The organism is uncultured Phyllobacterium sp. (genome assembly GCF_902479695.1).
In the GTDB taxonomy this organism is placed as follows: domain Bacteria; phylum Pseudomonadota; class Alphaproteobacteria; order Rhizobiales; family Rhizobiaceae; genus Phyllobacterium; species Phyllobacterium calauticae.
The window spans coordinates 16,584-42,543 of sequence record NZ_CABSQF010000008.1 but is presented as its reverse complement, the minus strand read 5'-3'; the positions used below and the strand labels follow the sequence as shown (position 1 = coordinate 42,543).

The 25,960-nt window shown below is 57.1% G+C and carries 23 protein-coding genes and 3 pseudogenes; 14 read left to right on the top strand and 12 right to left on the bottom strand.

The features are described from left to right. Genes RDL77_RS06965 through RDL77_RS06950 form a run of 4 tightly spaced genes read left to right on the top strand, consistent with a single transcriptional unit; the run spans position 1 to position 4,018 of the window. Positions 1–864, top strand: a complete 864-nt coding sequence (locus RDL77_RS06965; RefSeq protein ID WP_288192301.1) for an ABC transporter ATP-binding protein — start codon at positions 1–3, stop codon at positions 862–864. Further along, on the top strand, positions 864–1,655 hold the full coding sequence (locus tag RDL77_RS06960) for an ABC transporter ATP-binding protein (RefSeq protein ID WP_288192385.1): 792 nt from the start codon (positions 864–866) through the stop codon (positions 1,653–1,655). The genes RDL77_RS06965 and RDL77_RS06960 overlap by 1 nt, the downstream gene beginning before the upstream one ends. Continuing rightward, on the top strand, positions 1,655–2,656 hold the full coding sequence (locus tag RDL77_RS06955) for a serine hydrolase (RefSeq protein ID WP_288192300.1): 1,002 nt from the start codon (positions 1,655–1,657) through the stop codon (positions 2,654–2,656). Before RDL77_RS06960 ends, RDL77_RS06955 begins: the two co-directional genes overlap by 1 nt. 21 nt (positions 2,657–2,677) lie before the next feature. Then, entirely contained in the window at positions 2,678–4,018 is a 1,341-nt protein-coding gene (locus RDL77_RS06950; RefSeq protein WP_288192299.1) for an MmgE/PrpD family protein, read from the top strand. Positions 4,019–4,059: 41 nt separating this feature from the next. Here the strand turns inward: RDL77_RS06950 and RDL77_RS06945 are convergent, their stop codons facing one another. The 8 genes and pseudogenes from RDL77_RS06945 to RDL77_RS06910 all read right to left on the bottom strand — a co-directional run bounded on the left by RDL77_RS06945 (position 4,060) and on the right by RDL77_RS06910 (position 12,598). Further along, on the bottom strand, positions 4,060–4,962 hold the full coding sequence (locus RDL77_RS06945) for a LysR family transcriptional regulator (RefSeq protein ID WP_288192298.1): 903 nt from the start codon (positions 4,960–4,962) through the stop codon (positions 4,060–4,062). Positions 4,963–5,133: 171 nt separating this feature from the next. Further along, positions 5,134–6,630, bottom strand: coding sequence for a sulfatase (locus RDL77_RS06940; RefSeq protein WP_288192297.1), 1,497 nt, complete (start codon positions 6,628–6,630; stop codon positions 5,134–5,136). 94 nt (positions 6,631–6,724) lie between these two features. Next, complete coding sequence (locus RDL77_RS06935) at positions 6,725–7,693, bottom strand: aliphatic sulfonate ABC transporter substrate-binding protein (RefSeq protein WP_374042681.1); 969 nt, start codon at positions 7,691–7,693, stop codon at positions 6,725–6,727. A 30-nt stretch (positions 7,694–7,723) separates the two neighbouring features. Next, a pseudogene (locus tag RDL77_RS06930) lies at positions 7,724–8,474 on the bottom strand (ABC transporter ATP-binding protein). After that, positions 8,474–9,277: an ABC transporter permease gene (locus RDL77_RS06925; protein ID WP_288192295.1), complete on the bottom strand. Its 804-nt coding sequence runs from the start codon at positions 9,275–9,277 to the stop codon at positions 8,474–8,476. The pseudogene RDL77_RS06930 and the gene RDL77_RS06925 overlap by 1 nt, the downstream one beginning before the upstream one ends. Next, entirely contained in the window at positions 9,274–10,404 is a 1,131-nt protein-coding gene (locus tag RDL77_RS06920) for an ROK family transcriptional regulator (RefSeq protein WP_288192294.1), read from the bottom strand. The genes RDL77_RS06925 and RDL77_RS06920 overlap by 4 nt, the downstream gene beginning before the upstream one ends. A 145-nt stretch (positions 10,405–10,549) precedes the next feature. Continuing rightward, positions 10,550–10,708, bottom strand: a pseudogene (locus tag RDL77_RS06915) (IS6 family transposase); the annotation flags it as partial. 489 nt (positions 10,709–11,197) lie between these two features. Then, entirely contained in the window at positions 11,198–12,598 is a 1,401-nt protein-coding gene (locus tag RDL77_RS06910; protein WP_288192293.1) for an FAD-binding oxidoreductase, read from the bottom strand. A gap of 132 nt (positions 12,599–12,730) precedes the next feature. Between RDL77_RS06910 and RDL77_RS06905 the strand changes: the two genes are divergently transcribed. Together RDL77_RS06905 and RDL77_RS06900 are read left to right on the top strand one after the other, a co-directional pair. Beyond that, positions 12,731–13,609 carry a LysR substrate-binding domain-containing protein gene (locus tag RDL77_RS06905; protein ID WP_288192292.1) on the top strand — a complete coding sequence of 293 codons (879 nt, stop codon included), beginning with the start codon at positions 12,731–12,733 and terminating at the stop codon, positions 13,607–13,609. Positions 13,610–13,613: 4 nt separating this feature from the next. Continuing rightward, positions 13,614–13,784: pseudogene (locus tag RDL77_RS06900) on the top strand (IS6 family transposase); the annotation flags it as partial. Here RDL77_RS06900 and RDL77_RS06895 read toward each other — a convergent pair. After that, a complete protein-coding gene (locus RDL77_RS06895) occupies positions 13,718–14,692 on the bottom strand; it encodes a LysR family transcriptional regulator (protein WP_288192291.1) in 975 nt (324 codons plus the stop codon). The pseudogene RDL77_RS06900 and the gene RDL77_RS06895 sit on opposite strands and share 67 nt — an antisense overlap. A 126-nt stretch (positions 14,693–14,818) precedes the next feature. On the opposite strand from RDL77_RS06895, the gene RDL77_RS06890 reads away from it, so the two are divergent. The 7 genes from RDL77_RS06890 to RDL77_RS06860 all read left to right on the top strand — a co-directional run bounded on the left by RDL77_RS06890 (position 14,819) and on the right by RDL77_RS06860 (position 22,887). Next, entirely contained in the window at positions 14,819–15,721 is a 903-nt protein-coding gene (locus RDL77_RS06890; protein ID WP_288192290.1) for a serine hydrolase, read from the top strand. Between the two features lie 39 nt (positions 15,722–15,760). Beyond that, the gene (locus RDL77_RS06885) at positions 15,761–17,362 is read left to right on the top strand and encodes an ABC transporter substrate-binding protein (RefSeq protein ID WP_288192289.1); all 1,602 of its coding nucleotides are present in this window, start codon (positions 15,761–15,763) and stop codon (positions 17,360–17,362) included. Positions 17,363–17,526: 164 nt separating this feature from the next. Further along, positions 17,527–18,459, top strand: a complete 933-nt coding sequence (locus RDL77_RS06880; RefSeq protein ID WP_288192288.1) for an ABC transporter permease — start codon at positions 17,527–17,529, stop codon at positions 18,457–18,459. A 59-nt stretch (positions 18,460–18,518) separates the two neighbouring features. Then, positions 18,519–19,337 (top strand): ABC transporter permease, encoded by an 819-nt coding sequence (locus tag RDL77_RS06875; RefSeq protein WP_223614592.1) that lies wholly within the window; start codon positions 18,519–18,521, stop codon positions 19,335–19,337. Continuing rightward, complete coding sequence (locus tag RDL77_RS06870; RefSeq protein ID WP_288192287.1) at positions 19,337–20,317, top strand: ABC transporter ATP-binding protein; 981 nt, start codon at positions 19,337–19,339, stop codon at positions 20,315–20,317. Before RDL77_RS06875 ends, RDL77_RS06870 begins: the two co-directional genes overlap by 1 nt. After that, positions 20,310–21,332: an ABC transporter ATP-binding protein gene (locus RDL77_RS06865; RefSeq protein WP_288192286.1), complete on the top strand. Its 1,023-nt coding sequence runs from the start codon at positions 20,310–20,312 to the stop codon at positions 21,330–21,332. Before RDL77_RS06870 ends, RDL77_RS06865 begins: the two co-directional genes overlap by 8 nt. 4 nt (positions 21,333–21,336) lie before the next feature. Next, positions 21,337–22,887 (top strand): succinylglutamate desuccinylase/aspartoacylase family protein, encoded by a 1,551-nt coding sequence (locus RDL77_RS06860; protein WP_288192285.1) that lies wholly within the window; start codon positions 21,337–21,339, stop codon positions 22,885–22,887. A gap of 264 nt (positions 22,888–23,151) precedes the next feature. Here the strand turns inward: RDL77_RS06860 and RDL77_RS06855 are convergent, their stop codons facing one another. Then, positions 23,152–23,298 carry a hypothetical protein gene (locus RDL77_RS06855; protein ID WP_288192284.1) on the bottom strand — a complete coding sequence of 49 codons (147 nt, stop codon included), beginning with the start codon at positions 23,296–23,298 and terminating at the stop codon, positions 23,152–23,154. Next, the gene (locus RDL77_RS24815; protein WP_353884993.1) at positions 23,253–23,363 is read right to left on the bottom strand and encodes a hypothetical protein; all 111 of its coding nucleotides are present in this window, start codon (positions 23,361–23,363) and stop codon (positions 23,253–23,255) included. The genes RDL77_RS06855 and RDL77_RS24815 overlap by 46 nt, the downstream gene beginning before the upstream one ends. 359 nt (positions 23,364–23,722) lie before the next feature. Here RDL77_RS24815 and RDL77_RS06850 point away from each other — a divergent pair, with 359 nt between their 5' ends. After that, positions 23,723–24,040, top strand: a complete 318-nt coding sequence (locus tag RDL77_RS06850) for a hypothetical protein (RefSeq protein ID WP_288192283.1) — start codon at positions 23,723–23,725, stop codon at positions 24,038–24,040. A gap of 71 nt (positions 24,041–24,111) precedes the next feature. On the opposite strand, the gene RDL77_RS06845 is transcribed toward RDL77_RS06850, so the two are convergent. Then, complete coding sequence (locus RDL77_RS06845) at positions 24,112–25,896, bottom strand: sensor histidine kinase (RefSeq protein WP_288192282.1); 1,785 nt, start codon at positions 25,894–25,896, stop codon at positions 24,112–24,114. Between the last annotated feature and the right edge of the window lie 64 nt (positions 25,897–25,960).

The following is a 25,960-nucleotide window of genomic DNA, read 5'->3' as shown; positions in this document are numbered from 1 at the left end:
ATGACAAAACCTCTGCTTGAAGTTGATGATCTCTGGGTGTCGTTTCCGGGCGTGAAACACGATATCGACATTGTGCGTGGCATCAGTTTCTCCATCGGACGGGAGAAGGTGGGAATTGTCGGCGAGTCTGGTTCGGGCAAGTCGATGACGGGCCGTTCGGTGCTGAAACTGACGCCGAAATCTGCGCAAATTCGCGCGAAGGCAATGCGTTTCGACGGCGTCGACCTGCTTTCTGCCAGCGAACGGAAGATGCGTACGATACGGGGCAACCGTATTTCAATGATCCTGCAGGATCCGAAATACTCACTCAATCCCTTGATCCGTATCGGCGATCAGATCATGGAAGCCTATCGTCTCCATCATCGCGCACGGCCCGCAATAGCCAGACAAAAAACGCTGGCCATGCTGGAAGCCGTCCATATTCGCGATCCGGAACGCGTCATGAAACTGTTCCCGCATGAGATATCGGGTGGCATGGGACAGCGCGTGATGATCGCCATGATGCTCATTCCGGAACCGGACATGATTATTGCCGACGAGCCGACATCCGCTCTGGACGTGACGGTGCGCCGGCAGGTGCTGACGGTTCTGGATGAACTCGTCAGCCGTTCTGGCACCGGGCTGATGTTCATCAGCCACGACCTCAATCTGGTCGCCGATTTCTGCGACCGCGTTCTGGTGATGTATGCGGGCCGCATTATGGAGGACCTGCCCGCCAAGGAACTGCATAAGGCCAGGCATCCCTATACGCAGGCACTTTTGGCCAGTCTTCCGCGGCTCGATCACCCGGTCGACATGCTGAAAGTTCCAGAGCGTGATCCGAGCTGGCTGAGCGGTGCAACTCTGAGCGAGGGACAGGCATGATGAATGACATTGGGAGACCACACGTTGATGTGTCGGATCTGTCGGTTATTTTCGGCAAAGGCCGCAAACGGACCGCCGTGGTCAAGAAAGCCCGCTTTCACATTGCGCGGGGCCAGGCCTATGGCCTGATCGGAGAGTCAGGCTGCGGGAAGTCGACGATTTTGCGCGCGCTTGCAGGATTGATCCCGCATTATCAGGGCAGTTTCATCTTTGATGGTCAGCCGATGACGGGCACGCGCGACAAGGCGTTCTTTCGCCGGGTGCAGATGGTGTTTCAGGACCCCTATGCTTCGCTGCACCCGCGCAAGCAGGTGTACAAGGTACTTAATGAATCTCTTGCGATCCACGGCATGGACCGTAGGGAAGAGCGTATCCGCGATGTGCTGGCAGCCGTCGGGCTTGGGCCGAACTTCATGTATCGCTATCCGCATGAATTGTCGGGCGGCCAGCGCCAACGCGTGGCGATTGCCCGTGCACTGATCATTGAACCTGAGGTGCTGCTGCTGGATGAGCCGACCTCGGCGCTGGACGTATCGGTTCAGGCGGAAATTCTCAATCTTCTGAAGACGCTGCGCCGCGAGCGAAACCTCACCTATCTCATGGTTTCGCATGATCTGGCCGTGGTCGCGCATATCTGCGAACGCGTCGGTGTCATGCACAAGGGCATTATACTGGAAGAACTCACTGCAGACGATCTGCGGCAATCGCGGGCCAGGGATTCCTACACGCAGGATTTCCTGCAGGCGAGTGTCGAGGCGGTGGCACACAATCATGACAAGGACATGCAATAATGAACTATCATTCGGCAGCCAATCCGGCCGGGGAATGGGAGCGGATCAAGGACCCTTCAGCCGCTGGTTGGCTGGATAAGGGGCTGCAAGCGGTTGAAGCCTGCGCCGATGCTCAGGAAACTGATGCTTTAATGATCGTGCAAGGTGGCAAGATTGTTTACACCTATGGCGATATCACCCGCAAATATCTCTGCCATTCGATCCGCAAAAGCGTTCTGGCGGCCCTGATGGGGCAGGATGTCGCGGACGGAACCATTGATCTGAGCCAGACGCTGGAAGCCCTGGGCATTGATGACAATGATGGACTGAGCGCGGTCGAAAAGCAGGCGACAGTCTACGATCTGCTGACCGCTCGTTCGGGCATTTATCACGCTGCCGGTTATGAAACGCCGTGGATGCGAATGATCAAGGAAAAGCGACACGCCCATGCCCCAGGCACTTTCTGGTGTTACAACAATTGGGACTTCAATGCGCTCGGCACGATCTTCGAACAATTGACAGGCAAGACGGTCCATCAAGCCTTCAACGAACGCATTGCCAAGCCTTTGCAATTTGAGGATTTCTCGCTTGACGGTGCAAAGCCTGACGGTTGGCACGATCATTTCACTGAAAGCCGCCATGCAGCTTATCCGTTCCGCTTATCGACGCGGGACCTGGCCCGGTTTGGCCAGCTTTATCTGCGCCATGGTTCATGGAATGGCGCCCACATCCTGCCGCAGGGCTGGGCGCAGGAATGCGTCATGCCGTATTCTCACGCGGGTGCGCGTGGAGCCTATGGCTATATGTGGTGGCTGGAGCGGGACGGCGTATTTTTCCCTGGAGTCGTGGCACCTAAGGGCAGCTATGCCGGCTTTGGCGCGGGCGGCCACTTCTGTATCGTCATGCCGGCGCTGGATATGGTGCTGGTGCACCGGGTCAATACGGATGTGCAGGGGCGGCAACTTGACCGTCACAAATTCGGACGGCTACTGAAGCTCGTCCTGGATGCATTTCAGGGGTAGTGCAGCATGCAAGGGCAAGACATGACTGTGGCCTCCGCCATAGCGGAGGCTAGCATCAGGCCTGTGGCCAGTGCCAAAGCACGCCGGCTGGCGCAGAACGCCATCATCGATACGCTGGCGTGCATGGTGGCGGGGCGTACGGACCAAAGCACATGCAGTGTCAGGGACGCCTTTGCCCGACCGGGCAGCGGTGGCGAGGCGCTCCTGGTAACTGGCGGTAAATCCAGCCCCATGCTGGCAGGGCTCATCAACGGCACTGCCGCTCACGCGCTGGACTACGATGACAATTTCCTGCCCGGTATGAGTCACGCATCGGCAGTCCTGGTTCCTGCCATACTGGCGCTGGCGGATCTGGAAAAGACAAGCGGATCACAATTGATCGATGCTTTTCTGGCGGGTCTGCAGGCGCAGGCACATGTCGGAGATGGTGTCGGGCAGGCGCATTATACCGCCGGCTGGCACGGCACCTCGACGATTGGCAGTATCGGTACGGCTGTAGCCACAGCTCATATATTGGGGCTCAGCGTTGAGGCGACCGCCCGTGCACTGACCATTGCAGTGAGTTTCGCATCCGGTACGAAGGGTCAGTTCGGCACCCTTATCAAGCCGTTTCACGCCGGAATGGCGGCACGCAATGCCGTTGAAGCCGCTTTGCTTGCGAGGGCGGGAATGCAGGCAAGGCATGACATTCTGGAAGGAGAGCAGGGGTTTCGCGAGCTTTTTGCCGGTGACCCGCAGATCAACTGGCAAACGCAGGATATCCTTGCGCCGACTGCGCATATCATCGAAACTGCCGGCGTGATGCCCAAGCGCCATCCATGCTGTGGTTCCACGCACATGATCATCGATGCCTTGCTCGATCTGGCGCATGAACACGACTTTGTTGCCGATGATGTGAAGACCGTTGATACGCTTGTCGGGATCGCCAACTATCGCAATCTGGCCTATCCAGCGCCCGTCGACCAGATGCAGGCGCGCTTTTCCATGCAGTATTGCGTGGCCCGTGCCCTGCGGCAAGGCTATCTCGGTCTTTCCGATTTTACCCCCGAAGCAGTGCGGACCTTCGCGGGCGACCACCTTCTTGGCGCGGTGACCATGCAGAGCTACAGTTTGGACGACGAATGCGCATCGCCGCAAAAGCTGCCGCATGTCGTGACGATAACCCTGCGCAATGGCCAGGTTCTGCAAAGATCGCGCCAGTTCGCGGTCGGCACCAACCAGCAGCCTTTTTCCGAAGCAGACCGGTCGCGAAAGTTCCGGGATTGCTGTGACGGTATAGAAAATGCCAGCGAGATTTACGGCAATTTGCAGGACCTCGACACTGCCGGCAACCTGAAAATCTTACGGCCCCTGTTCAGGTAAAGGCTCGGCGGCGGGTGCCGGGACGATTTCTTCCCGATGGCTCATGCTGCCAGTTGCGAGGCCCGCCGCCAAAATCTTTCCGCATGCCGGTTACGAAACTGCCGCGTGCGGTAAACCCTGATATCGACCACCAGATCGGCGTCCATGTCGCCCGCCCGAACGAGAACGCCCCGTTTCAATTCATCCGCTACAAGGCCCTCCGGGATCCACGCGACGCCATGGCCGGAAACCGTCATTGCCTTCAGCGCAACCGACATCCCGTTTTCGTAGACAGTGTTGAGCTGAAATTTGTGCCTGTCGAAAAGCCAGGGCAGGGCCGAAGAGAAAAACGAGTTGCCGCGATAGCTGAGATAATCGGTCGGCCGAGAGCGATCCTTGAGACTGTGCAACGGGCTGCCCGCCGGGTCGCGGGCCGAAACCGGAATGACCCGTTCAACGCCGAGAGGAAGAAACGGAAACCCTTTCAGATCGTCCATCTGCGGGACTGCGTGATGCGCATAGGTGAGAAAGAAGTCACAGTCGCCATTCACCAGGGTCGAGATGTTGCCGAGGAAAGACGAGTGAGGGTCGGCGAACCGGGCGCGGAAACTGTCGCCGGACGCTTCCAGCTCGGCCATCCAGGCAGGAAAGAATGTCAGGGAAAGTGTGTTCAGCGTGGCGAAGGATAAAATTTCCCACATGGGAGCGTAGCGTTCTGCCAGCGAACTTCTGACGCCGTACAGCAACTCCACAGCATCTTGTGCCCGGGGCAGAAAACTCTGCCCTGCCGCCGTCAGCCGGATAGGATTGGTTGAGCGGTCGATCAGCGGCATGCCAACCCAATCTTCCAACTGCTTGATTCGTCTGCTTAAGGCAGACTGCGTGATATGGCGGTCATTGGCCGCTCTTGAAAAACTGTAATGCTGGGAGAGGCTCAGGAAATCTTCAAGCCATTTCAATTCCATGTAGATATCCAATAAATACAGTGCCTTGCTTCGGCAAACTGTATTCCAGAAACAAGCAGCGGTTTTTCAACGTCGTGCAAGGCAGACTATATCAATGAATGCCTGCGAGAAATAGGGCTGGGCGGACCAATATTGCCGAAAGTGGCGTTCCCTGGGCGACGAGATCCCGCCTCAGTTCAACGATCGGCGGCGCGGTGCCGGGGCAGGGTGGCGCGTCTCAAGCGCTGCCGCCGCGGCCGCGCGGCCGGTGGCGCGCAGTCTCTTCAGATAGGCTGGGAGTTCGCCCTTTGTGTGGAACGGCCCACCTTCGCGCATCACCGTCACCAGCGGATCGACGTCGTTGTCGCCGCTCACGGCCATTGCGGTTCGCCAGTCCTCGAGCAGCTGGCTGGCATGGGCGACGATGTCGGGGCGTGATGCCGCGAGATCGTTCTGTTCGTGCGGATCTTCGCTCAGATTGAAAAGCGCGACCGGTCCGAAATCCTTGTAACCGTCGTGATAGGTGCGCAGCATGATCCAGTCGGCGGCCTGAAGCCGGAACCGCACGCCGCGCTGCACCGCCCAGGCGCCCTGGCTCAGCACCAGAAAATCGCGGCCGCCATCCTGACCTGATTGCAAGGCCGGGGCGAAGGAACGCCCGTCCCACACTGGCGGCACGGTGCCACCCAGCCGGTCGACTAGCGTCGCGGCCCAGTCGAAATGATAGTGCAGGCCGTGGTTGATGCCGCGTGGTGCGTCAGCGCCCGGCCAGCGGATCACCAGCGGCACGTTGCAGGTGAATTCATCGGCGGTCTGGTGGTCGGCCCAAACATTGAGCTCGCCGAGATTCTCGCCATGGTCGGCGCCGATGACGATGATCGTCTGGTCGAACAGGCCTTGGCGTTTCAGCTCGCCGATGATCAGCCCGACATGGTGGTCGGCATATAGTATGCCGGTGTCATAGCCATCGAACCATGCCTTGACGCGATCCATGTCGCTGATCGGGCTCGGCATGCGCCGGTATTTTGATCCGCCGGGCTCGACATCGAAGCCGGAGGGCTCCTGCGGGCTATGCGGGCCGTAGCCGGCATGGCTCTTGGCAAACACCTCCTTCGTCATCCATTCGGGCAGCGGTTCGCTGGCGAAGGGGTCGCCAAAGGCGTCCGGCGCGCGGTAGGGGGTATGTGGATCCCAGACATTGACGTGCAGGAACCATTTTTTGGCCGAGCCATTGCGCTTCAGCCAGTCAACAGCCAAGTTAGAGACCTCATCGGCGTTTTCCATGCCGGCCTTGCCGGGGTTGATGATCTCATTGAAGCCGGCATACCAGTGCCAGCAGCCGTGCCGCTCGCCGAAGCTGCTGATCGTGGTGGTGTGGTAGTCGAGGTCGCGCAGCGCGCGCATCCAGCCTTCCTCGTAGAAGGTTCCGGCCCAGGCGCGCTCGGCGCCCTCGCGGAACGGCTCGCAGGCGGTGCCGCCATGTCCGACCACGCCGGTTTTCATGCCGTGCCGCCCGCTCCACAGCGCCGTGCGCGAGGGATGACAGGGTACGTCGGAGACATAGACATTGTCGAAGCGGATACCATCGCGGGCGAGACTGTCGATGACCGGCGAGGTGTTGCGATGATAGCCGTAGCAGCCGAGATGGTCGCGTCTCAGGCTGTCGATGTCGATGTAAAGTACGTTCATTGTATACCCGCCTCTGCGCATTGCCGTTTACTGTGGGTCGGTACCGGGGCCGGACTTGTCCGGCCCGATTCAGTGGTGTGTCCGGTCGTCGCGGTCAGGCCGCGATGTACTGGTCGCCGAGATAATAGTCTTTGGGGTCGAGCGAGGTGTCGAACTTGCCGAAGGTCTTGAACAGGTCATTCATGGTCTTGAACCAACCGTCGACAGTGCCATCCTTGGTCAGCTTCACCAGTTCGGCCGAGGTCATGAAACGGCCATAGCCGGCCTCGACCTTGAGCTGATCGGCCGGAATGCCGAGCAGCTTGGCGGTGATCTCGATCGACTTCTCCTGATTGGCGGCGCGAAAATCCTGCGCCTCTTTGATGGCACCGGTCACCCGCTTGACCAGATCGGGATTGCTTTCGACGAGATCGTTGCGGGCGATGAACACGCTGGGGAATGTCGTTGCCGGGTAGAAGTCGTCGTTCTTGGCTAATTCGACCAGGTTCGGCACATTCTTGCCGATGATGCCGACGAATGGGTACCAGATGCCGGCGGCATCGACCTGCTTCGATGAGAAGGCGGCGACGATGGTGCTCGGGTCCATCTGCACGATGTTGAGGTCGGTCATCGCCATGCCGGCCTTTTTCAGCGCCAAGCGCAGCAGCATGTCGCCCGAAGTTCCCGCAGCGATGGCGACCTTCTTACCCTTGAGATCGGCGATCGACTTGATGCCGGCCTGCGCGATCACGCGATCGGAGAAGCCGACATCGTTCACGGCGATGATTTTGGCCTTGCCGGTCGCCGGCAGCCAAAGCGCGCCAGGCCCGAGATAGCCGAATTCCAGGCTGTTGGCACCGAGCGCCTGGACCTGGATTGGTCCGTTGGTGAACACCTTGGTGTTGGCATCGACGCCATGCTTGGTGAAGAAGCCCTGGTCGCTTGCAACGCCGGCGACGCTCGCACCCCAGAAATCGCCATTATAGCCAATGCGCGCCGGAAGGCCGGCGGCTCTGGTGCCAGCGCTTCCCGTCGCGAACGCGACGGCCGCAGCCGATGAGGTGATGAAATGTCTTCGTGTCAGTATCATGTCGTTCCTCCTCCTTGTCTGTTGCTACTGGTGATAGACCGCGTGCCAGACGCGGTTGCGGATGGCCGTGAATTCGCTCGAAAGCCGGATTTCCTCGGTTCTGGGATAGGGCAGGTCGACCGTTATGATCTCCTTCAGCCGTCCCGGGCGCGCCGCCATGACGATGACGCGGTTGGCGAGATAGACGGCCTCATCGACGTCATGCGTGATGAACATCACCGTGCGACGCTCGCGGCTCCACGTTTCCAGCAACTGGTCCTGCATCTGCACGCGCGTCAGCGCGTCGAGCGCGCCGAACGGCTCGTCCATGAGCAGCACCGACGGGTCGACCGCATAGGCACGGGCTATGGCACAGCGCTGCTTCATGCCGCCGGACAAGGTTTTCGGCAGTGCGTCGGCGAAATCGCTGAGGCCGACCAGATCGATGAAATAGCTGGCCTTCTCGCGCCGTCGGTTCGCCCTTGACCCGTAGCCCAAATTCGACGTTCTCGCGCACAGTCAGCCAGGGAAAGAGCGCGTATTGTTGGAAGATCATGCCGCGTTCGGGGCCAGGTCCGTCGACCGTATGTCCGTCCACCAGCACCTCGCCGTCGCTGGGCGCCAGTAGCCCGGCGGCGATGTTGAGCGCAGTCGACTTGCCGCAGCCGGAAGGACCGACCACGGTGATGAATTCGCCATCGGCGACGTCAAGCGAGAAACGGTCCAGCGCAACGAAGGTATTGTTCCTGAGGTCGAAGCGCCGGGTCACATTTTTGAAGACGATCTTCTGCTGCATCACGCGCGCTCCTGCCAGACAGTCAGTCGACGTTCGATCGCCAGCAGCAGGCGATCCATGGCAAGGCCTAGGATGCCGATGGTGATCAGGCTGACGAAGATGGTCGGAAGATCGTAATAGAGCTGCGCCTGCTGCATGCGGTAGCCGAGCCCGGTCTGCGCCGCGATCAGCTCTGCCGCCACCAGCGTCGCCCAGGCCGAGCCGAGGCCGATGCGCACGCCGACCAGGATGAATGGGGTGGAGGCCGGAATGACGATGCGCAGGAAGATCGTCAGATCCTTCGCACCCAGCACGCGCGCGGCGTTGATCATTGTCCTGTCGACGCTGATGACGCCCTGGTAGGTGGCGACGACGCTGGCGAGGAACGATGCCAGGAAAATGACGAAGATTTTTGGTGTCTCGTCGATGCCCATCGTTACGATCGCCAGCGGGATGATGGCGAGCGGCGGGATCATCCTGAAAAACTGCAGGTACGGCTCTATGAGCGCGCGCGCGACCTTGTACCAGCCCATGACGAAACCGACGGGAATGGCAAGGATGACACCGATGAGGAAGCCGCTGAGTACGCGGGCAAGGCTCGAGGCGATGTCGGTAGCAAGCTGGCCGTTGGCGACGAGCTCGACGAATTTGCGCGCGACGTCCGGTGGCGGCGGCAGTCCGACCGCGCCGCTGGCAGTCAGCACCCACCACACGGCGATACCGGCGACGAGCCCGACGAAGTTGAGTCCGAGACCCTGGAAATCGGGGGCGCGGGCCTTTGCCACGCGGTCGGGCTGGCGCGCTGTCTTCGGCGGCGCGTTCATCGCGATACCCCGGAATAGAAAAGCTGATCGAGCGCCGCGGCGGCGCCGCCAATGGCACCGGCGCCATTGCCGAGGCTCGATCGCTCGAAGCGCAGCGCGTCGCGCATGGGTGGCAGCACGCGCGGTGGAACGCTTTTGCGGATGCTGTCGATGAAGCTCTCGGGCGCCTCGGCCAGATGGCCACCAAAGACGATCAGGTCGGGGTTGAGCAAATTGGTCGCGCTGGCGATTGCCGTCGTCAAGTGCCGCAATGCGGCGTTCCAGACATCGGGGTGCCGCTCAACCACCGCAAGCAACTGGCGCGGATGCGGCTTGTCGATGTTGACGGCGCGAGTGAGCGCTCCCTCGGAGAGAAATGTCTCCAAGCAGCCGGTGCTGCCGCAGGAGCAGAGTTCGCCATGCTCGACGACCTGGATATGGCCAAGCTCGACGGCGCCATGGCCGCCCGGACGGAACGGCCGGCCGTTGATCACGAGGCCGGCGCCAAGGCCGGTGCGCAGGTAGATGTAAAGCAGGGCGGTGGCGTCGCGCCCGATGCCGTAGCGCGATTCCGCCAACGCCATGGCGCTGACATTGTGTTCGACCACCACCGGCATGCTCAGCATGGTTTCCAACTCGTCGGCGAACGGAACATCCTTCCAGTCATAGTTGATCGACAGGAGGTTGCGGCGGCGTTCCGTATCGACCGGGCCGGGCACGCCGAGCCCGAGGCCGAGAAGCCGAGAGCGATCGACGCCGGACTTCTTGATCAGCCCCTCGACGGTCTTGACGACTTGCCGGATCACTGCCGTCGGCTCGCTGCTGGCCGTGTCGAAGTACAGCGAAGCCTTGACCTTCGGTGTGGCCTTGAGATCGGTGATCGTGGCGTGGATGGTGCCAGCGCCGAGATGCACGCCAACCATCGCATTTGCGTCCGGCACGAGCGCGACATTGACGGCGGGCCGGCCGACAGGCGCACCGCTGGCGACCGCCTGGGTGAGTTCCGTGACCGTTCCATCCTTCAGTAGCTGTGCGGTCAGATGGGTTAACGCGGTTGGCGACAGGGCAGTCCGCCGCGCCAACTCCGCCCTCGACTGAGGGCCGTCATCGCGCAGGATGCGCAGTATGGCGCCATGATGGATGCCCATGCTTCCTCCCTATTATTTTCTAATCTTTATAAATTAATGACGGCTGTCAAGAGTGATGTCACATTGTTCGACTTAAGGCACGGAAGGGTATCATTGCGGTTCTGAAGAGGTTACGGACTGCGGAAAAGATTGTCAGAAATTGTTATAAGGACCCGATGGACCGAAACGCTTGCCGTGTTCGCGCCCGTTTTCGAAAGGGCAGATGAGAAATCTGCGCACGGTTGTTAAGCTCCTTGTGAGGCCGGTGTTCGATATGCGGCATGACCTGGCGCTTTGCGGCTCCATATGAGCGCAGCTTGTCAGCGAAGGGGTGCGTGGGCATTTCTGCAATAATACCCGCTAGGGGAACGGGACGTTCGTTGGGCTGAAAACATTGTCCCGATCATGCTCTGCTGCGTGGGATTGGCATTTTGATACCTTCGCACTGCGGGCTATTACGAATATTAGCCCGAAGCTACAATTTCGATAGGCTGAAGTGTGTGGGGGCGCCTTGTGGCAAGGGATGGCGGCCTGAGGTTCGTGTCGGTATAATTTGGCACGTTTAACCGGAGCTGACGCAATCCGGCATTGAGGCGGTGGTACGTGCAGAACCGAACGTGGGAAAGCTACCTCAGATGGACGATGAAAGGTAGCGATCCTTTGAAAATGGCCGATAATACTGATCGTCTCACCATTCCTTTTATCCAAGTCACCCTCATCCTTGGCAGCGGCAAGGCTGGTCCAGCGACAGCGCGCCTGCATCCATCTAAAGACTCCAACACCTTATCCTGTCGAAGTCGCTGCGCATCAATGATCAAGATGCATTCGGCGGGATATTCTGGTTCAGCCGAAACAAATTGGCCGGATCATATTTGGTTTTGAGCGCCACCAGGCGGGCATAGTTCTCGCCATAGGCCTGGCGCACGCGGTCGTCGCCCTCATCGCCGAGGTTGTTTGCGTAGACGCCGCTGGTCGCATATGGCCTGATGGCGCTCCACATCGCGCGAGCCCACTGGATGTTTGCTTCGTCATCCGCGTGATCATCCCAGATCGCGATCGGGAAACAGTCATAGAGCGCATCACGATTGGCGTAGGGTGCTGCAGATTTTGGCACGCGGGCGATAGCGCCGCCGACCTGCTGGAAGACCAAGAGCGAGGTGGCAGAGGGAGCGCCCGCATAGGCCTCGAGCAGCGCATCGATAGCGGAACTACTGATTTCATTGAGGAACTGGGCTTTCCAGTAGTAGCGGCGCCCGCGGGGAAAAATGGCGTCGCCCTTCGACTGGATCTGAAGGTAGGGGATGGCTCCGAGGCTGCTTTCCACGGGCGTGCCGAACGTCATCAGAGGCGCGAGGATTGGCTTACCGGATTCGGGCGGTCCGACATAGCAGGCCGAAACGCTGAAGAACCGTTCGCCCGATTGCATCGTCACAAGCGCCGCGTCGACGCTTAGTTCGTCCGGCGCTTTGCGGGCAAAATCGTCATAAAAGCGGATCGCCTCGCGGGCCTGATCGTATCGGTGAAGCACCGAACCGACGAGAAGGGACGGACCGACAGGATGGAGCGCGTACTCAAACGCCGTCACGATTCCGAAATTGCCCCCACCGCCCCGCAACCCCCAGAACAGATCGGAATGATCAGCGGCGCTTGCCCTCAGCAGCCTCCCGTCAGCAGTGACGACGTCGGCCGCGATGAGATTGTCACAAGTCAAACCATATTTGCGGCCGAGCTTGCCGAAACCGCCACCCAGTGTGAGCCCTGCGATGCCGGTGTCGCTGTTAACACCCATCGTCGTCGCCAGACCGTAAGCCTGCGTTGCCGTATCGAACTCGCCCAGACTCAGACCAGCCTCGGCATGGGCGACGCTGCTGACGGGATCGACCGCGATGCGCTTCATGCGCGAGAGATCGATAACCATGCCGGCATCACAGACCGACAGGCCCGCGACGTTGTGGCCGCCACTTCTAACCGCCACAAGACAGTTGTGCGTCCGAGCGAAGGTCACGGCCTGGATCACGTCGTTGGCGTCGACGCAGTAGACAATCAGGGCGGGTCGCCTATCGATTGCCCCGTTCCAGACCCTGCGCGCTTCATCGTAGACGGCGTCTCCTGGAATGATCAGGTCGCCCCGAAGGCCTTGCCGAAGCTTCTCGATAGCTGCAGTGCCGGGCGGATATGTGCCCGTTGGATGGTCAACTGGCCTCTTCGACTCCATCGTTGTACGCCTCCCAGCTTTCCGCATGGTCTCATAGGCCTGCAACCAACTGCAATGTCGAAGATCTCAGGTGCTGGATGAGAGAAATTCATCTACATTGTCCACATGAGAAAGCTTCCGCCTCTTCGCTCGTTGCACGCCTTCGAGGCGGCTGCGAGGCATGGGAGCTTCAAGGCGGCTGCAGAGGAGCTTGGCGTTACGCCGACAGCGATCAGTCATCAAATCCGGTTGCTGGAAGGGACGTGCGGTTGCCAACTGTTTCAGCGGCGTCCGCGGCCTCTCGTGTTGACGAGCGCAGGCGCCCGACTGTTTCCCGCTCTGCGCAATGGCTTTGATGCCCTCGCAGGTGCCATCGCTGCCGTTGCCGAGACGGACGAGCAGGCGCCTTTGCGGGTTACGAGCCCGAATGCCTTTGCAAGTCGATGGCTCGTCCCACGCCTGCCAAAGTGGCGGGAAGCAAACCCAACCGTCCCGTTGGAGATCATCGGGACCGATGTGGTGCTGGATCTGCGCGCCGGGGCAGCGGATGTCGCCATCCGCTATGCCCGCAGGCCGCCTTCGGACTTTCCTGCGCAGGAGGTCTGCCGCGATACGTTTTTTCCAGTGTGCAGCCCAAATCTGCTCAAGCGCAACGGCCATGCATCTCAGCGCGTCTCGGATCTTCTGCGTTTTCCTTTGATCCATTTTGATTGGTTGAACAAGGATCCCGAGGCCCCGACCTGGCGGCAATGGCTGTCGAAAGCGCGGTCGATCGATCCCAATCTGAAGATGGACAAGGCGTGGGATCTGAGCTTTCGGGAAGAACTGCACGCGATTGACGCGGTCCTGGCAGGGCAGGGAATCGCGATCTGCAGCGATGTCATCGTCGGTCATGAGCTGGAAACCGGTCTGCTCGTCAAAGCGCATCCGCTGTCGTTGCCAGGCTATGGTTTCTACATCGTTTCAATGCCTTATAGTCCCCGGGCGGCGGTCATAGAGGCTTTTTCGGTCTGGATTAAAGATGTCCGCTGACGGGCTGCGTCGCAAGCAGGCCTGCAGCGATGATATCTGGCACCTGGACGAAGTCGGCGTCGCCGTCGCCGTCGATGGTTGCAAGCACTGGCTGTGATGGGCTGTCGATCAAGACGGGTATGTGCTCGACGCGATCCGGCGTGATGCCAAAGCAGCCAAACGTTTTTGGACCAGATTTTGATGCGTTTGCGCACATATTTGGGATAAATGCGCCACCAACGCATCAGAACTGGCGACGATAGGGCGATTGATTGGACGTAAAACGGACAGGACAAAATCCTGTGCGGGCAAAAAAGGTTTCAATACGAGGCCGTGTTTTTCATAGCTTAACGCGGTAAGCGGATTGATAATTGAAATACCCAACCCTTTCAGCACCAGTTCGCACACGCTGCTGGCCGATTGCGATGACAGGAACAGCCGTCTTTGTGTGCCAGCCGTGTCGAATATACGTTCCACACTCAGCCGGTATGGGTCCTGAGAGCCGAGACTGATGAAGTTGATGCCCTCGAAATCGTGCGGCTCAACATAGTCACGTTGTGCCAGAGGATGATCCGGTGGCATGATGGCGACGAGCTTGAACACCCATAATATCCGCGATTCCGCATCTCTTTCAGTATAGACGCCCTCGATCAGGCCGACATCAAAATTAAAACCGGAAATGCTCGATTGATTGCGGGGGTCAACCGTGCTGATTTGCAGTGTCAAATCCGGATGGGTGGCATTCAATCGCGCGACCGCTTCAGGCAGTATCGTCTGTGCAAAGGCCGGCAGAGAAGCGACCGTCAGCACTTCTTCCGAAGCATCGCGCAGACGATCGATAAAGTCATTGATACGATCCAGACCGATGAATGAGGCTTGCACTTCCTCAAAAAGCTTGAGCGCTCTGGCCGTTGGCACCAATCTTTGCAGACGCCGTTCAAACAGGCGAAAGCCGATATGTTGCTCCAATCGTGCTAACTCCCGCGTGATGGTTGGTTGCGAAGAACCAAGAGCCGCCGCGGCAGCCGTGACGGTACCAAACTTCATGGTGGCGCGAAAAATTTCTACCTGGCGCAAACCGATATGATCTTTGCTCGATCCCACCTTTTGCCCTCCGAAATTGCGGTGATTTTTACCACATCATATCGCACGCGCATAAAGTTCCAATGATATTTCTATATCAACGAATAAATTTCCATGACTAAATTGCTTTAAAAATAGGGAACATAAATGAACGCCACAGCCCAAATGCCGAAGACGCATCCGGCATCACGCGCACTATCAGAAGCATTGCTGTCGACAAATGGCGCTCTCGATGAAAGCCGTGTCAGCCTGGCTGCCTGCCTTTTCGATGCTCCCTTACGCCTGGTTGACCCCGGCGCATTCCTGAATTCGTCATGGTTTGGACATCAGGCAATGAAACCGCTTTATCCGGCGAGTGTCGTGAAGCTGTTTTTTCTCGATGCATTGGCAGCTTTCCGAGAGGAAGGCCGCGTGGCCGAGGACGTGGAAGATGACCGCGCCGCCGAACAGATGATGGCCATTTCCTCCAATGAGGCGACGGTTTATCTCGTGGGACGTTTGACTGGTGCTGATGATGGCGCCCCTTTGCAGGGAAAAGCGCTGGAAGAATGGTGCGCGGCGCGCCACGGTGTCCAGCTGTGGTATGAATCACAGAACCGGCCAGAATTTACGGGTATCAACGTATTGCATGGCACATATGAGGACAGCCCGTACGGTCGCGCCAAGCAGATCCGCAATGGCAAAAATGGAAATCTTCTCACCGCCTTATCCGCAGCAGCTTTGATGCACGATATCGCGCGCGGAGCGCGTGCGCGCTCCGATTGGATGATGGGGCTGATGAACCGTGAGTTTCAGCGCCATCCAAATGATGCCGATCCAGAGGGTGATCAGGTCCTTGGTTTTTTGGTTGAGGGTTTGCCACGGGATGTAATGACGTGGTCGAAAGCGGGTCATACGTCCTGGACCAGGCACGATCTGGTCTACGGGGAAACGCCTGACGGAAAAAGTTTTGTTCTCTGTGTGATGTGCGATGGGGAATGGTCAGCGAATGACAAAAGTTTTCTGCCCAATTTCGCGCGGCACTTTTACCGATATGCCTTCCAAAAATAAGCTGACCGTAAAAGCCAATCAAGGAAAAAGGGGAAAACCATGAACTATCGCTCGATCATAAAAGCTGCATTGATTGCCGCCGCACTGTCTGCGGCGGTTCCTGCAAGCTCAGCCTGGGCAGATGAGCCAAAGCCCGGCGGTACGCTGCATCTGGCAGCGCCCTATGGCGCAGCCCTCAAAAGTCTTGACCCGCATGCGACTTACACCTCGCAGGACATGGTGGTCTCCAAAGCGTTTCACCGTTCCCTTTATACGTGGGATTCGGCCAAAAACGCGCCTGCTCTTGATCTGGCTGAATTGGTTAAAACCAGTGATGACGGTAAAACCTTCACTTATAAGCTGTTTGACAACATCTATTTCCACAATGGTCGTAAGCTGACGACAGATGATGTGGTCTGGTCCTATACGCGTATCATGGACCCGGCAAAGGGCTATCCGGGCGCGGTGCAGGTCGGCACGCTCGTCGGTGCGCAGGAATATTCCAAGGGTGAAGTCAAAGAAATCAGCGGCATTAAAAAGATCGATGACCGCACCTTCTCGCTCACATTCAAAGACCTTGTCGATCCGGGCACGCAATTCTTCGAAGCAATTACTGCTATTCTGCCAAAAGAAGAAGTAGAAAGCGGCAATTTCCTTACCCATCCGGTTGGTCTTGGACCATTTACCTTTGGGGATCACGTCGAAGGTTCAAAAATCTCGGGCAAAAAATTCGACAAATATTATAAGCAGGGCAAGCCCTATGCTGATGCGGTGGATTTCACCATATCCGGTGACAACAGCGCGCTTGATATGGCATTTCGCGCTGGCGAGCTGGATGCTACCGTTCTGTCAGAAAACGCTTATGTTCTTTACAAGGCTGATCCAGAACTTTCCAAGGGCCTGATTGAAATTTCGGAAGTGTTCACCCGCCATATGGGCCTCAACACTGAAAAGAAGCCCTTTGACGATGTGCGTGTGCGGCAGGCAATCAATTATGCCGTTGACCGTGACATCATCATCCACAAACTTCTCAAAGACAAAGCGTATAAGGCAACGGGCTGGCTACCAACTACATCCCCTGCATTTGACAAAGACCGCGCGCCATATCCGTATGACCCCGCGAAAGCCAAGGAGCTGCTGGCTGCAGCCGGCTATCCCAATGGCTTTGAAGTTACAATATCCGTGACCGAAGGGACATCGAGCCTCGGTGTTCTGGAAGCCATGATGCCATTTCTCAAAGAAGTCGGCATCACTGCCAAAGCCAAGGTCGTGGATTCCAACACGCTTGTTGATGAAATGAATCAGGGATCGGCCATGGCATGGTTTCGTTCTGCGGGCACCGGACCTGATCCGCTCACTACTTTGCGCTGCTTCGACAGCCGTGTAAGCCGTTCGGGTTGTAACCGCAGTGCTTTCAAGGACCCCACTTATGACGCAATTCTGGATGCGGCGTCGGCTGAATCGGATCCGGCCAGGCGTATTGAGCTTTTAAAGAAAGCGGATGGCTATATTTTTGAAAAGGCGCCAGTCTGGTTCAATAATTACAATAAGGCCGTTGTGGCAACCCAGCCTTGGATTCACGGCGTTGACACCAATGTGACCGAAGCCGCCATCATTGAAGTGGATTCGCTTTGGCTCGACGCCAACGCGCCTGGTCGTTAATCGAGCAGTTGATCCGTTCTGGCAGTCCGGCGCCATGCCGGACTACCAGAACACCACTCAGTAAGCTGAAAAGCCCTGAGCTCGACATTTCCCGACTAGGGGTGCTTTTCCAAGCAGCCGCAACATCGGCCGCTTCTCTCTAAACACGATTTATGGATATTCCTATGTTGATGGTGATTGGCAGGCGACTGCTGCAATCTCTGGTCACGGTTTTTGCCGCAATAACGCTGATCTTCTTTCTATTCAGCGTCATGCCCGGCACATTTGTGTCGTCGCTCTCCAGTGACAAACGCGACATTGACCCGGCGGTTACCGAACGCATCGAAAAGGAACTGGGCTTGAACGATCCGTTGCCACGGCGGTTCGGCAAATATATTTCCGGGCTTGCAACAGGTGATCTCGGCACGTCCTTTTCCACGCAACGCCCTGTCACCGCCATGCTATCCACCCGCATAGTCGCCTCATTCAAACTCGCCGTTGCGGCTATTGCTTTTGCCATTATCATCGGCCTGCCGCTTGGCTTTCTGGCAGCCGTGCGACAGGGCACATGGCTGGATACAACCGCCATGATAACAGCCGTTTCCGGTCTCTCGCTGCCCGGTTTCTGGTTCGGTTTGCTGGCTATGTATTTCATATCGCTCAAACTGGGCTGGCTGCCCACTTTTGGCTATGGCAACGGCAATTTCAAGAATCTGGTGCTGCCTGCCCTGACGCTCGGTATTGCCCCTATGGCACTTTTGGCACGCACGACCCGTGCAGCTGTGCTGGAAACCATGAATGCTGATTTTGTCCGCACGGCCAGATCAAAGGGAAACTCCGAATTCCGCATTGTTACCAAGCATATAGCGCGCAATGCCTTTGTATTGGTGCTCACAACAATCGGCCTGCAATTCGGCTCCATGCTGGGTGGCTCGGTCGTCATTGAGAACTTGTTTGCGTGGCCGGGTATCGGTTCGCTTTTAACGCAATCGGTTTCCATGCGCGACATACCAACGGTTCAAGGCTGCATTCTTGTGATCGTGCTCTTCTTTCTCATCATCAACACGCTTGTCGATATCGCCTATCTCGCGATCGACCCGCGCATTCGATATCGCTGAGTGCTCATGGAAAAGCGTTCTTTGCAATCATGCAAACATTCTGAACAGAACAGGCAGCACTGATGTTCCGCTCCAATCTTGTCATAGGGCTCACAATCTTTGTGACCATTATTCTGGTGGCGCTGTTTGCGCCATGGATTGCCCATTACGATCCGGTTTCCAACTCCAATCTTCTCTATGCTGAAGAAGCACCAAGTGCGCGGTTCTGGTTTGGTACAGATGAGCAGGGCCGGGATATTTTCTCACGCATTGCTTATGGTGCGCGTATCTCACTTGTGATCGGCCTTGCCGTTCAGACGATGAACACGTGCATAGGCGTTCTGCTTGGTCTTTCCGCCGGCTATCTCGGCGGCTGGTGGGACGAGTTTGTGCAAGGCCTGACAAATCTGATGCTATCCATTCCAACCATTGTGTTCGCCTTGGCTCTCATGGCGGTTCTTGGGCCCGGACTGCTCAGTCTGCTGATTGCCCTTGGTTTGACGGACTGGGCCTATAGCTGCCGTATTTCGCGGGCGCAGGTTCTGACTCAAAAATCACAAAACTATGTGCAGGCAGCCCGCACGCTCGGTTTCGGTAAATTCTACATCATGCTGCGTGAAATTCTGCCGAACATTGGCGGGCCGCTCATTGTGGTGGCCACAATGGGCATCGGATCGGCCATTATGGCAGAAGCATCACTGTCTTTTCTGGGATTGGGTGTTGTTCCGCCTGCACCGAGCTGGGGCGGTATGCTGGCACGGGCACGCGAGCAGCTCATGGTTGCGCCATGGGTCGCGATTTTTCCGGGAATGGCGCTTTTCATCACCGTGCTCGGCTTCAATATGCTGGGCGACGGCTTGCGTGACCTGCTTGATCCGCACGGGAGGTCAAAACGCTGATGGCTGACAATCCTATTCTGCAGGTGGAAAATCTTTCGATTGCGCTGCGCGCCAAAGGACAGAACTTTCCCGCGGTAAACCAGGTTGATTTTTCCATTCGAGCCGGTGAAGTGTTCGGGCTTGTCGGAGAGTCCGGCTGCGGTAAGAGTCTGTGTGCCCTGACGATTGCGGGTTTGCTGCGCGACCCGATGAACGTCACGCAGGGACGTGTGCTTCTGGAAGGGCAGGATATAAACCGCTTGCCCAATAAGGATTTACGCCGTCTGCGCGGCGACCGTGTGGCCATGATCTTTCAGGAGCCGATGACCTCGCTCAATCCTCTGATGACGATTGGCGACCAGATCGGCGAAATGTTCGTGCTGCATAAGGGCATGAGCGCCCGTCAGGCCCGGCTCAAAGCCATAGAGGCACTGGAGCAGGTACAGGTTCCAAGCCCGGAACGGCGCATCAAGGATTATCCGCATCAGCTTTCCGGTGGCATGCGCCAGCGTGTGATGATTGCTATCGCGCTGGCCTGCGACCCGGCATTGCTGATTGCCGATGAGCCGACTACCGCACTGGATGTGACCATCCAGGCAGAAATTGTTGAGCTCATACTTGATCTGTGCACCGCCCGGGGCACGGCAGTTCTGATGATTTCGCATGATCTGGGGCTTGTTGCGCGCATGTGCCATCGGGTGGCGGTTATGTATGCAGGCCACATTGTCGAACAGCGTCCTGCCAGTGAGATTTTTACCGATCCGCGCCACCCTTATACGCATGGGCTTGTAGCCTCTTTGCCGCTCCTCGGCCGTCGTTTGAGGGAAGGCCGCTCCCGATTAACCGAGATCAAAGGTGTCGTTCCGGGCTTGATGGAGCGCGATATCGGGTGCGGTTTTGCTTCGCGTTGTCCGCGTGTCACCGAAGAGTGCAGGGAGGTTATGCCGCCCGCAGCGTCCCTTGGTGAGCTGGGTTCGATTAGGTGTTTCCATCATGACTGAACAGATCACCACTTTGACACCAACAGATAGCGACAAGAACGGCAACACCGCCGACGTGCTCGCCATTCAAGATCTGCGCATTCATTATTCTGTTCGCGAAGGCTTTCGAAAAAAGACACTGAAGGCTGTCAACGGAATTGATCTCTCTCTCAAAGCCGGCGAATGCCTCGGTCTGGTAGGCGAAAGCGGCTGCGGAAAATCCACGCTTGCCGGTGCCATTATGGGGCTCATTCCCATCACTTCCGGCTCGGTGCGTGTGGCAGGGCGGGATGTGCCGACAGCAGTTAAAAACGATCCGCTCGCGCAGGCCCGCAATGTGCAGATGGTGTTTCAGGATCCGTTTGCTTCGCTCAATCCACGCCGTTCCGTGCGAGAGGCTCTTGCCGCGCCTTTGCGTCTCCACGGTATGAAAGACAGTGCGGAGATCGAAGCCCGCGTGACAGACATGTTGGCCAAGGTTGGCATGAAACCTGAAGCGGCGGATCGCAAGCCACATGAGTTTTCAGGCGGCCAAAGACAGCGTATTTGCATTGCACGCGCCTTGATTGTTCAACCGAAACTGCTTGTCTGCGACGAGCCCGTTTCTGCTCTCGACGTGTCGATCCGCGCCCAGATCATCAACTTGCTGCTGGAATTGAAAGACGAACTCGGTATCGCGCTTTTGATGATTTCGCACGATCTCGGTGTCGTTGAACATATGAGCGACCGCATCGCAGTGATGTATCTGGGCCGCATCGTTGAAGAGGGCGTATGGAGTGATATTTTCACCAGTCCGCTGCATCCCTATACGCAGGCTTTGATCGCTTCCATCCCCGATCCTCTGGCCCCCATGACGCGCCAGCGCCGGATGCAGGGTGAAGCACCATCACCGCTTGATCCCCCGCCTGGCTGTGCCTTCAATCCGCGTTGCCCTTCCGCATTCGATAAATGCCGCGAGGGCGATATTCCGTCATTTATCAATTCGTCCGGTGAGCATTTTCATCGCGCCCGTTGCCATTTGTTAGAGCAAGGCTAATCCCATGAGTCAAAACCCGTTTATGGTCGGAACACTCGAACAGCCCACAATTGTTGTGCGCACAGGGTATGACCCACAAACCCCGCATATTGGTCTGCTGACCATCGGTGACTGGACCGTCAAATGCGCCATTGGCCGCAACGGGCTGGTGGATCCGCAGTTGAAACGCGAAGGCGACGGTAAAACGCCGCGTGGCCGTCATCCTTTGCGTTACGGTTTTTATGATCCGACGGTTTTCGGCGACGAGCCTCGTGGCTTCGATTTTCCGTTTTTGCCCAAGCCTGAAAATTACCGCTGGATAGAAGATGCCGACAGCCCCTTCTATAATCAGCTGGTGTTCGAAACGGATGAAACACAAGTTTCACGCCGCGGCGAAAGGTTGTTTGATCTGATCATACCTGTCGGCTGGAATGACGCACTGCCTGACGCTCGCGGCGGTTCAGCCATTTTCATGCACACGGCGCGGCCGGATTACAGCGGCACATCCGGCTGCGTGGTCGTGGCGCATGAGCATTTGATGGAACTGGCACGGCGTCTGCGCCCCGGCATGGTCGTCGACATCACTTCAATTGATGATCCGGTGACGCCGCTCGCACCCTTTGTCAGCGCGCCGCCAAAATCCATTGAGAGCGTTACGTTTCACGGTATGAAACCTGGCCCTCGTCTGATTGTTACGGGTTCTGTCCATGGCAACGAGCCAGCCGGCCCTTATGCGATCAGCCGTTTGATCAGTGAGTTTCGTACAGGCCAAAGAGAACTGGAATGCGGCCAGGTTACTTTTGTGCCGGTGGTCAACGGGCTTGCCTTCCGCAAGAATACCCGTATCGGAGACCGCAATTTTAATCGCAATCTTGCGGAAAGTGCCATGCCTCAGGACAATGAAGATCGCGTGGCCAACGTCATGTGCCCGCTGCTCCGTGCCCATGATGTGTTGATTGATTTGCATTCTTTCAGCTCGGAAGGCGAAGCTTTCGCACTGATAGGCCCACGGGATAATAACGGATCGCTTGAGCCTTTTGCCCATGAAGCGGCAGAGAATACACTGGCGAAAGCACTTGATCTTCCGCTGGTTGTGCATGGCTGGCTTCCTGCGCATGAAAAAGCACTAAAGCAAAAACGCGATGCAGGCGTAACCGAAGGCCTGTCGTCACTGCATGGTATAGGCACAACTGAATTTATGCGCTTTGCCGGCGGCTATGGGGTTACCGTTGAATGCGGCCAGCATCTAGACCCGAAGGGACCACAGGTTGGTTATGACTGCGTCGTCAATGGCATGGCATCTCTTGGTCTGATTGCGGATGCGCGGCCACAAGCCCAAACACCACGTGTGCTGGAAATTTGCGATGCCATTCTCGCCGATCATGATGAGGACCATCTGGTAAAACAATTTGCCGCTGGCGAACCAGTGAACAAAGGGGAACTTATCGGAAGACGTGCCGATGGCAGCGAGATTTTGATGCCCTATGATGGGGCGATCATTTTCGCCGGGCTAACGGCGCCATTGCATAGCGAGCTTTGCTTCCTTTGCAAACCGAGCGAGCGCCTGCAAAACTAGCGGGATTATGCGACCATTCGTACGTTGCAGTGCCTTGGGCAGACTCGGTCTAACCGAGAACAAACTGTTGAGGCTCTCCATCTAACGCGGTGGAGATTGACGTTTTAGCCCAGCCGCCGGAGCCGCGTCACCGCAGCTTTTCCTGCACAGCCTGAAATATGGTTCTCATAGTCGGCTGGAAGCCGAGACTACGGGCAAGCGAACCATTTATGTGGAGGTACCAAGGGTTCGCTAGCGGTTCGGACGATGGATCCATTACCCCGGTCAGGGCGAGCGGAAAACTGCGGCGAGATGGATGATCGCCGAGACATCCCGCACCGCCCGCACGAGCGAGGCAGGGTCAAAGAGGTCGCCCTCCACGGCGGTCACGCCGGCAGGAAGATTTTGCCGCTGCGGACGAGCGCGCGACAATCCATGCCTGCCTCCACGAGGCGCGGTAGAAGCCGCGTTCCTACAAGGCCGGTCGCACCGGTCACAAGAATCGTCACGCTTCACTTCCCTTTTGTGAAAAATTATCAAGCCGCTCGAAGTTTTCGTATGGTTGAAGAATTGCTCGTCGCCTGCCCCTTTGGGTGATCCAGGTTTGGTGCTGTCGCGTTGTTTGCACAAAAATGGGGCTGCGGCATTGATGCCGGGGGCTCTTGGCTTGAAGTTCGGATGAAAAATCCCCACGTGATTCATAAGTGAAATCAGCGCTTGCTGGTTCCACGGACGGGAACCGAAACGCAGAAAGGAGCGAGACGGTGCGTATGAAGCGACGGGCTGTCATCCTTCCGGTATACTGAGCGCAACAACGCGCCTGTTGCCGGTTCGGATTCGGCCAAGGAGGTGCGTTATGAAGCGCATTTACATCCACAGAACGATGATATCCATGCTTGCGGCAGCATTGGTTGCCGCGAGTGGTACGGCTGCCAACACGCAGGAAATCGTCTGCGCAAAGCATGCTCTGATTGCCGAATATTTGAGGAATGAGTTCCAGGAACTTCAAGGGGCTTTCGGCCTGATTGGGGATAAGGCGATCCTTGAGCTGTTTCTTTCTCCCCATGGGGCCACATGGACCATCGTCATTACAGATGTCTCGGGCAAGAGCTGCATTCTTGCAGCTGGGAGTTCCTGGGAGAAAAAGCCTGGAATTTCCGGGTTGGAGACGTAAGGTTTGCCGCCACATCCCATGGCAAGTTCGTTAGGGAGGCAGATGATTGATCTGTTTCAAAACAGGTCCCGTCAGGCTATTTGGATGCATTTTTGATCGATATAGCGATCGCTGGCAGCAAAGACCTCGTCCATTGTCATTATACTTTGCCTAACCGCTTCCGTCCTCGGTAGCTTGATCGTGAAGGCGGCGCCTTCATTGTTTGCAGCCGTGAGTACTCCGCTGGCACGCTGTATGATCCTTTGGCACAGGGAAAGGCCTAATCCCATGCCATCGCTCTTGGTGGTGAAGAAAGGTTGAAACAGTTGCGAAAGGATATCATCACTCAAACCGGGTCCGTTGTCCGATACGCGAATGATGGATTCGTTTGGCTCAGCGCGTGTTTCAATCGTGATACGCTTGTTCATTTGCTCCGACAGGTTCAGCGCGTCAAGTGCATTGCGGAGGAGGTTGTGGATCACCTGCTCAAGTTCTGTTTTGTTGATGTTGGCAACAGGTGATGGTTCTGCAAGGTGCAGGGCAAGGGAGACGCCATGCCGTTCGATATCCAGGCTGAGGATTTCGACGATGTCCCGAATTGCAATGTTCAGATTTGTGATCTCGGGTGCGATGGTTGTCTGGACAATATAATCGCGAATCTTTCCCAATATCCTGCTGGCCCTTTTCGCATCCCTGATGTTGGCAACCATAGCGCGTTGCACGAGGTCGATTTGAGTTTCTTTCTGCTCGAGCATTACGAGACTTGCTTGGCTTTGACTGAGCAAGGAGGTGAGGGGCTGGGCCAGTTCATGGATGATACCGGCGGCGAGTTCCCCGACAGCGTTGACACGCGCGGCGTGCTCAAGACGGTTCTCCTTTTCCAATCTTGCAGCCCGGCCCCGTGCCTCTTCCTCGGATTGTTGCAGGCGTTTGGAAAGCTGGCGTTGATGCAAGGCGGAATATCCGGCCACGACAGCAATCGTCGAGAGGCCGCAATAAACAAGGAAATCCAATGCATCAAACAGCGCGCCGAGATTGACGGTCTCGCTTATACGAAACGCGGTTCCGTCAGGAAACCAGGTAAAATCTTGTGGCGCGAGCGTGTTCGGGCCCGCGATGATGGTTTTCTCCAGCGTAAGCAGGCGGCTGAGGCCGGAGGGCTGCTGTCCCGGTGGAATGGTCGGTACACCACCAATGACCCACTCAATTTTGGCGGAGGCTTCTGACAAGAGGGCCCCAAGCATTTCCTTCACGTCCACGAGCATGACAATCGTATAATGAAAATTATTGCGTTCGGAGTGAACGGCCGTGAAAAATCGTCCGGGAAAACGCGGGTCGGCAAAACCACGGATCGTATCGAGAGGCTGTTTCACCACATCGGATACGATTGAGCGTACGGCCTCATCATTTTCTCCAGGCGGGTAATTTGCAACGAGCGTGGTGGAGAAAGGATTGTCGTCATGGCCATGCTGATACAGATTGACTTGGCGGATTCTTGGGTTCTGTTCCATCGTGTGGCGGACCAAGGCGCCAAATATGTCCGTGGCCTCCTTGCCGGACAGGGTTGCGAAAACTTCGAAGGATCTGACGATCGCAAAATTCTGGGCAATGCGGCGGTCAAGGCAGGTTGCCATGTCGTCCGCTTTTGCGGAGAACGCGTCTGACTTGTCCCGAAAGATCACAATCGCCGACGCCGACGCATAGATCAGCAAGGCAAGAAGCCAGATGGATACAGCAAGTATTAGCGGTGGTTTCAGATATTTTCGCAATTTATTACGAAGCCTCAACCCGGATGCAGATGTAGATTTGAAATACGTGCAATGGTCTGTGGGATACTCATCCGCCCCAATATTCGCTCTTAGAACGCAGCCGATCATTGGTAAGGTCCGTTCCGAACAATACAGACAGCAATATTCGAGCCTGCCGCACCGTTGAATGCAT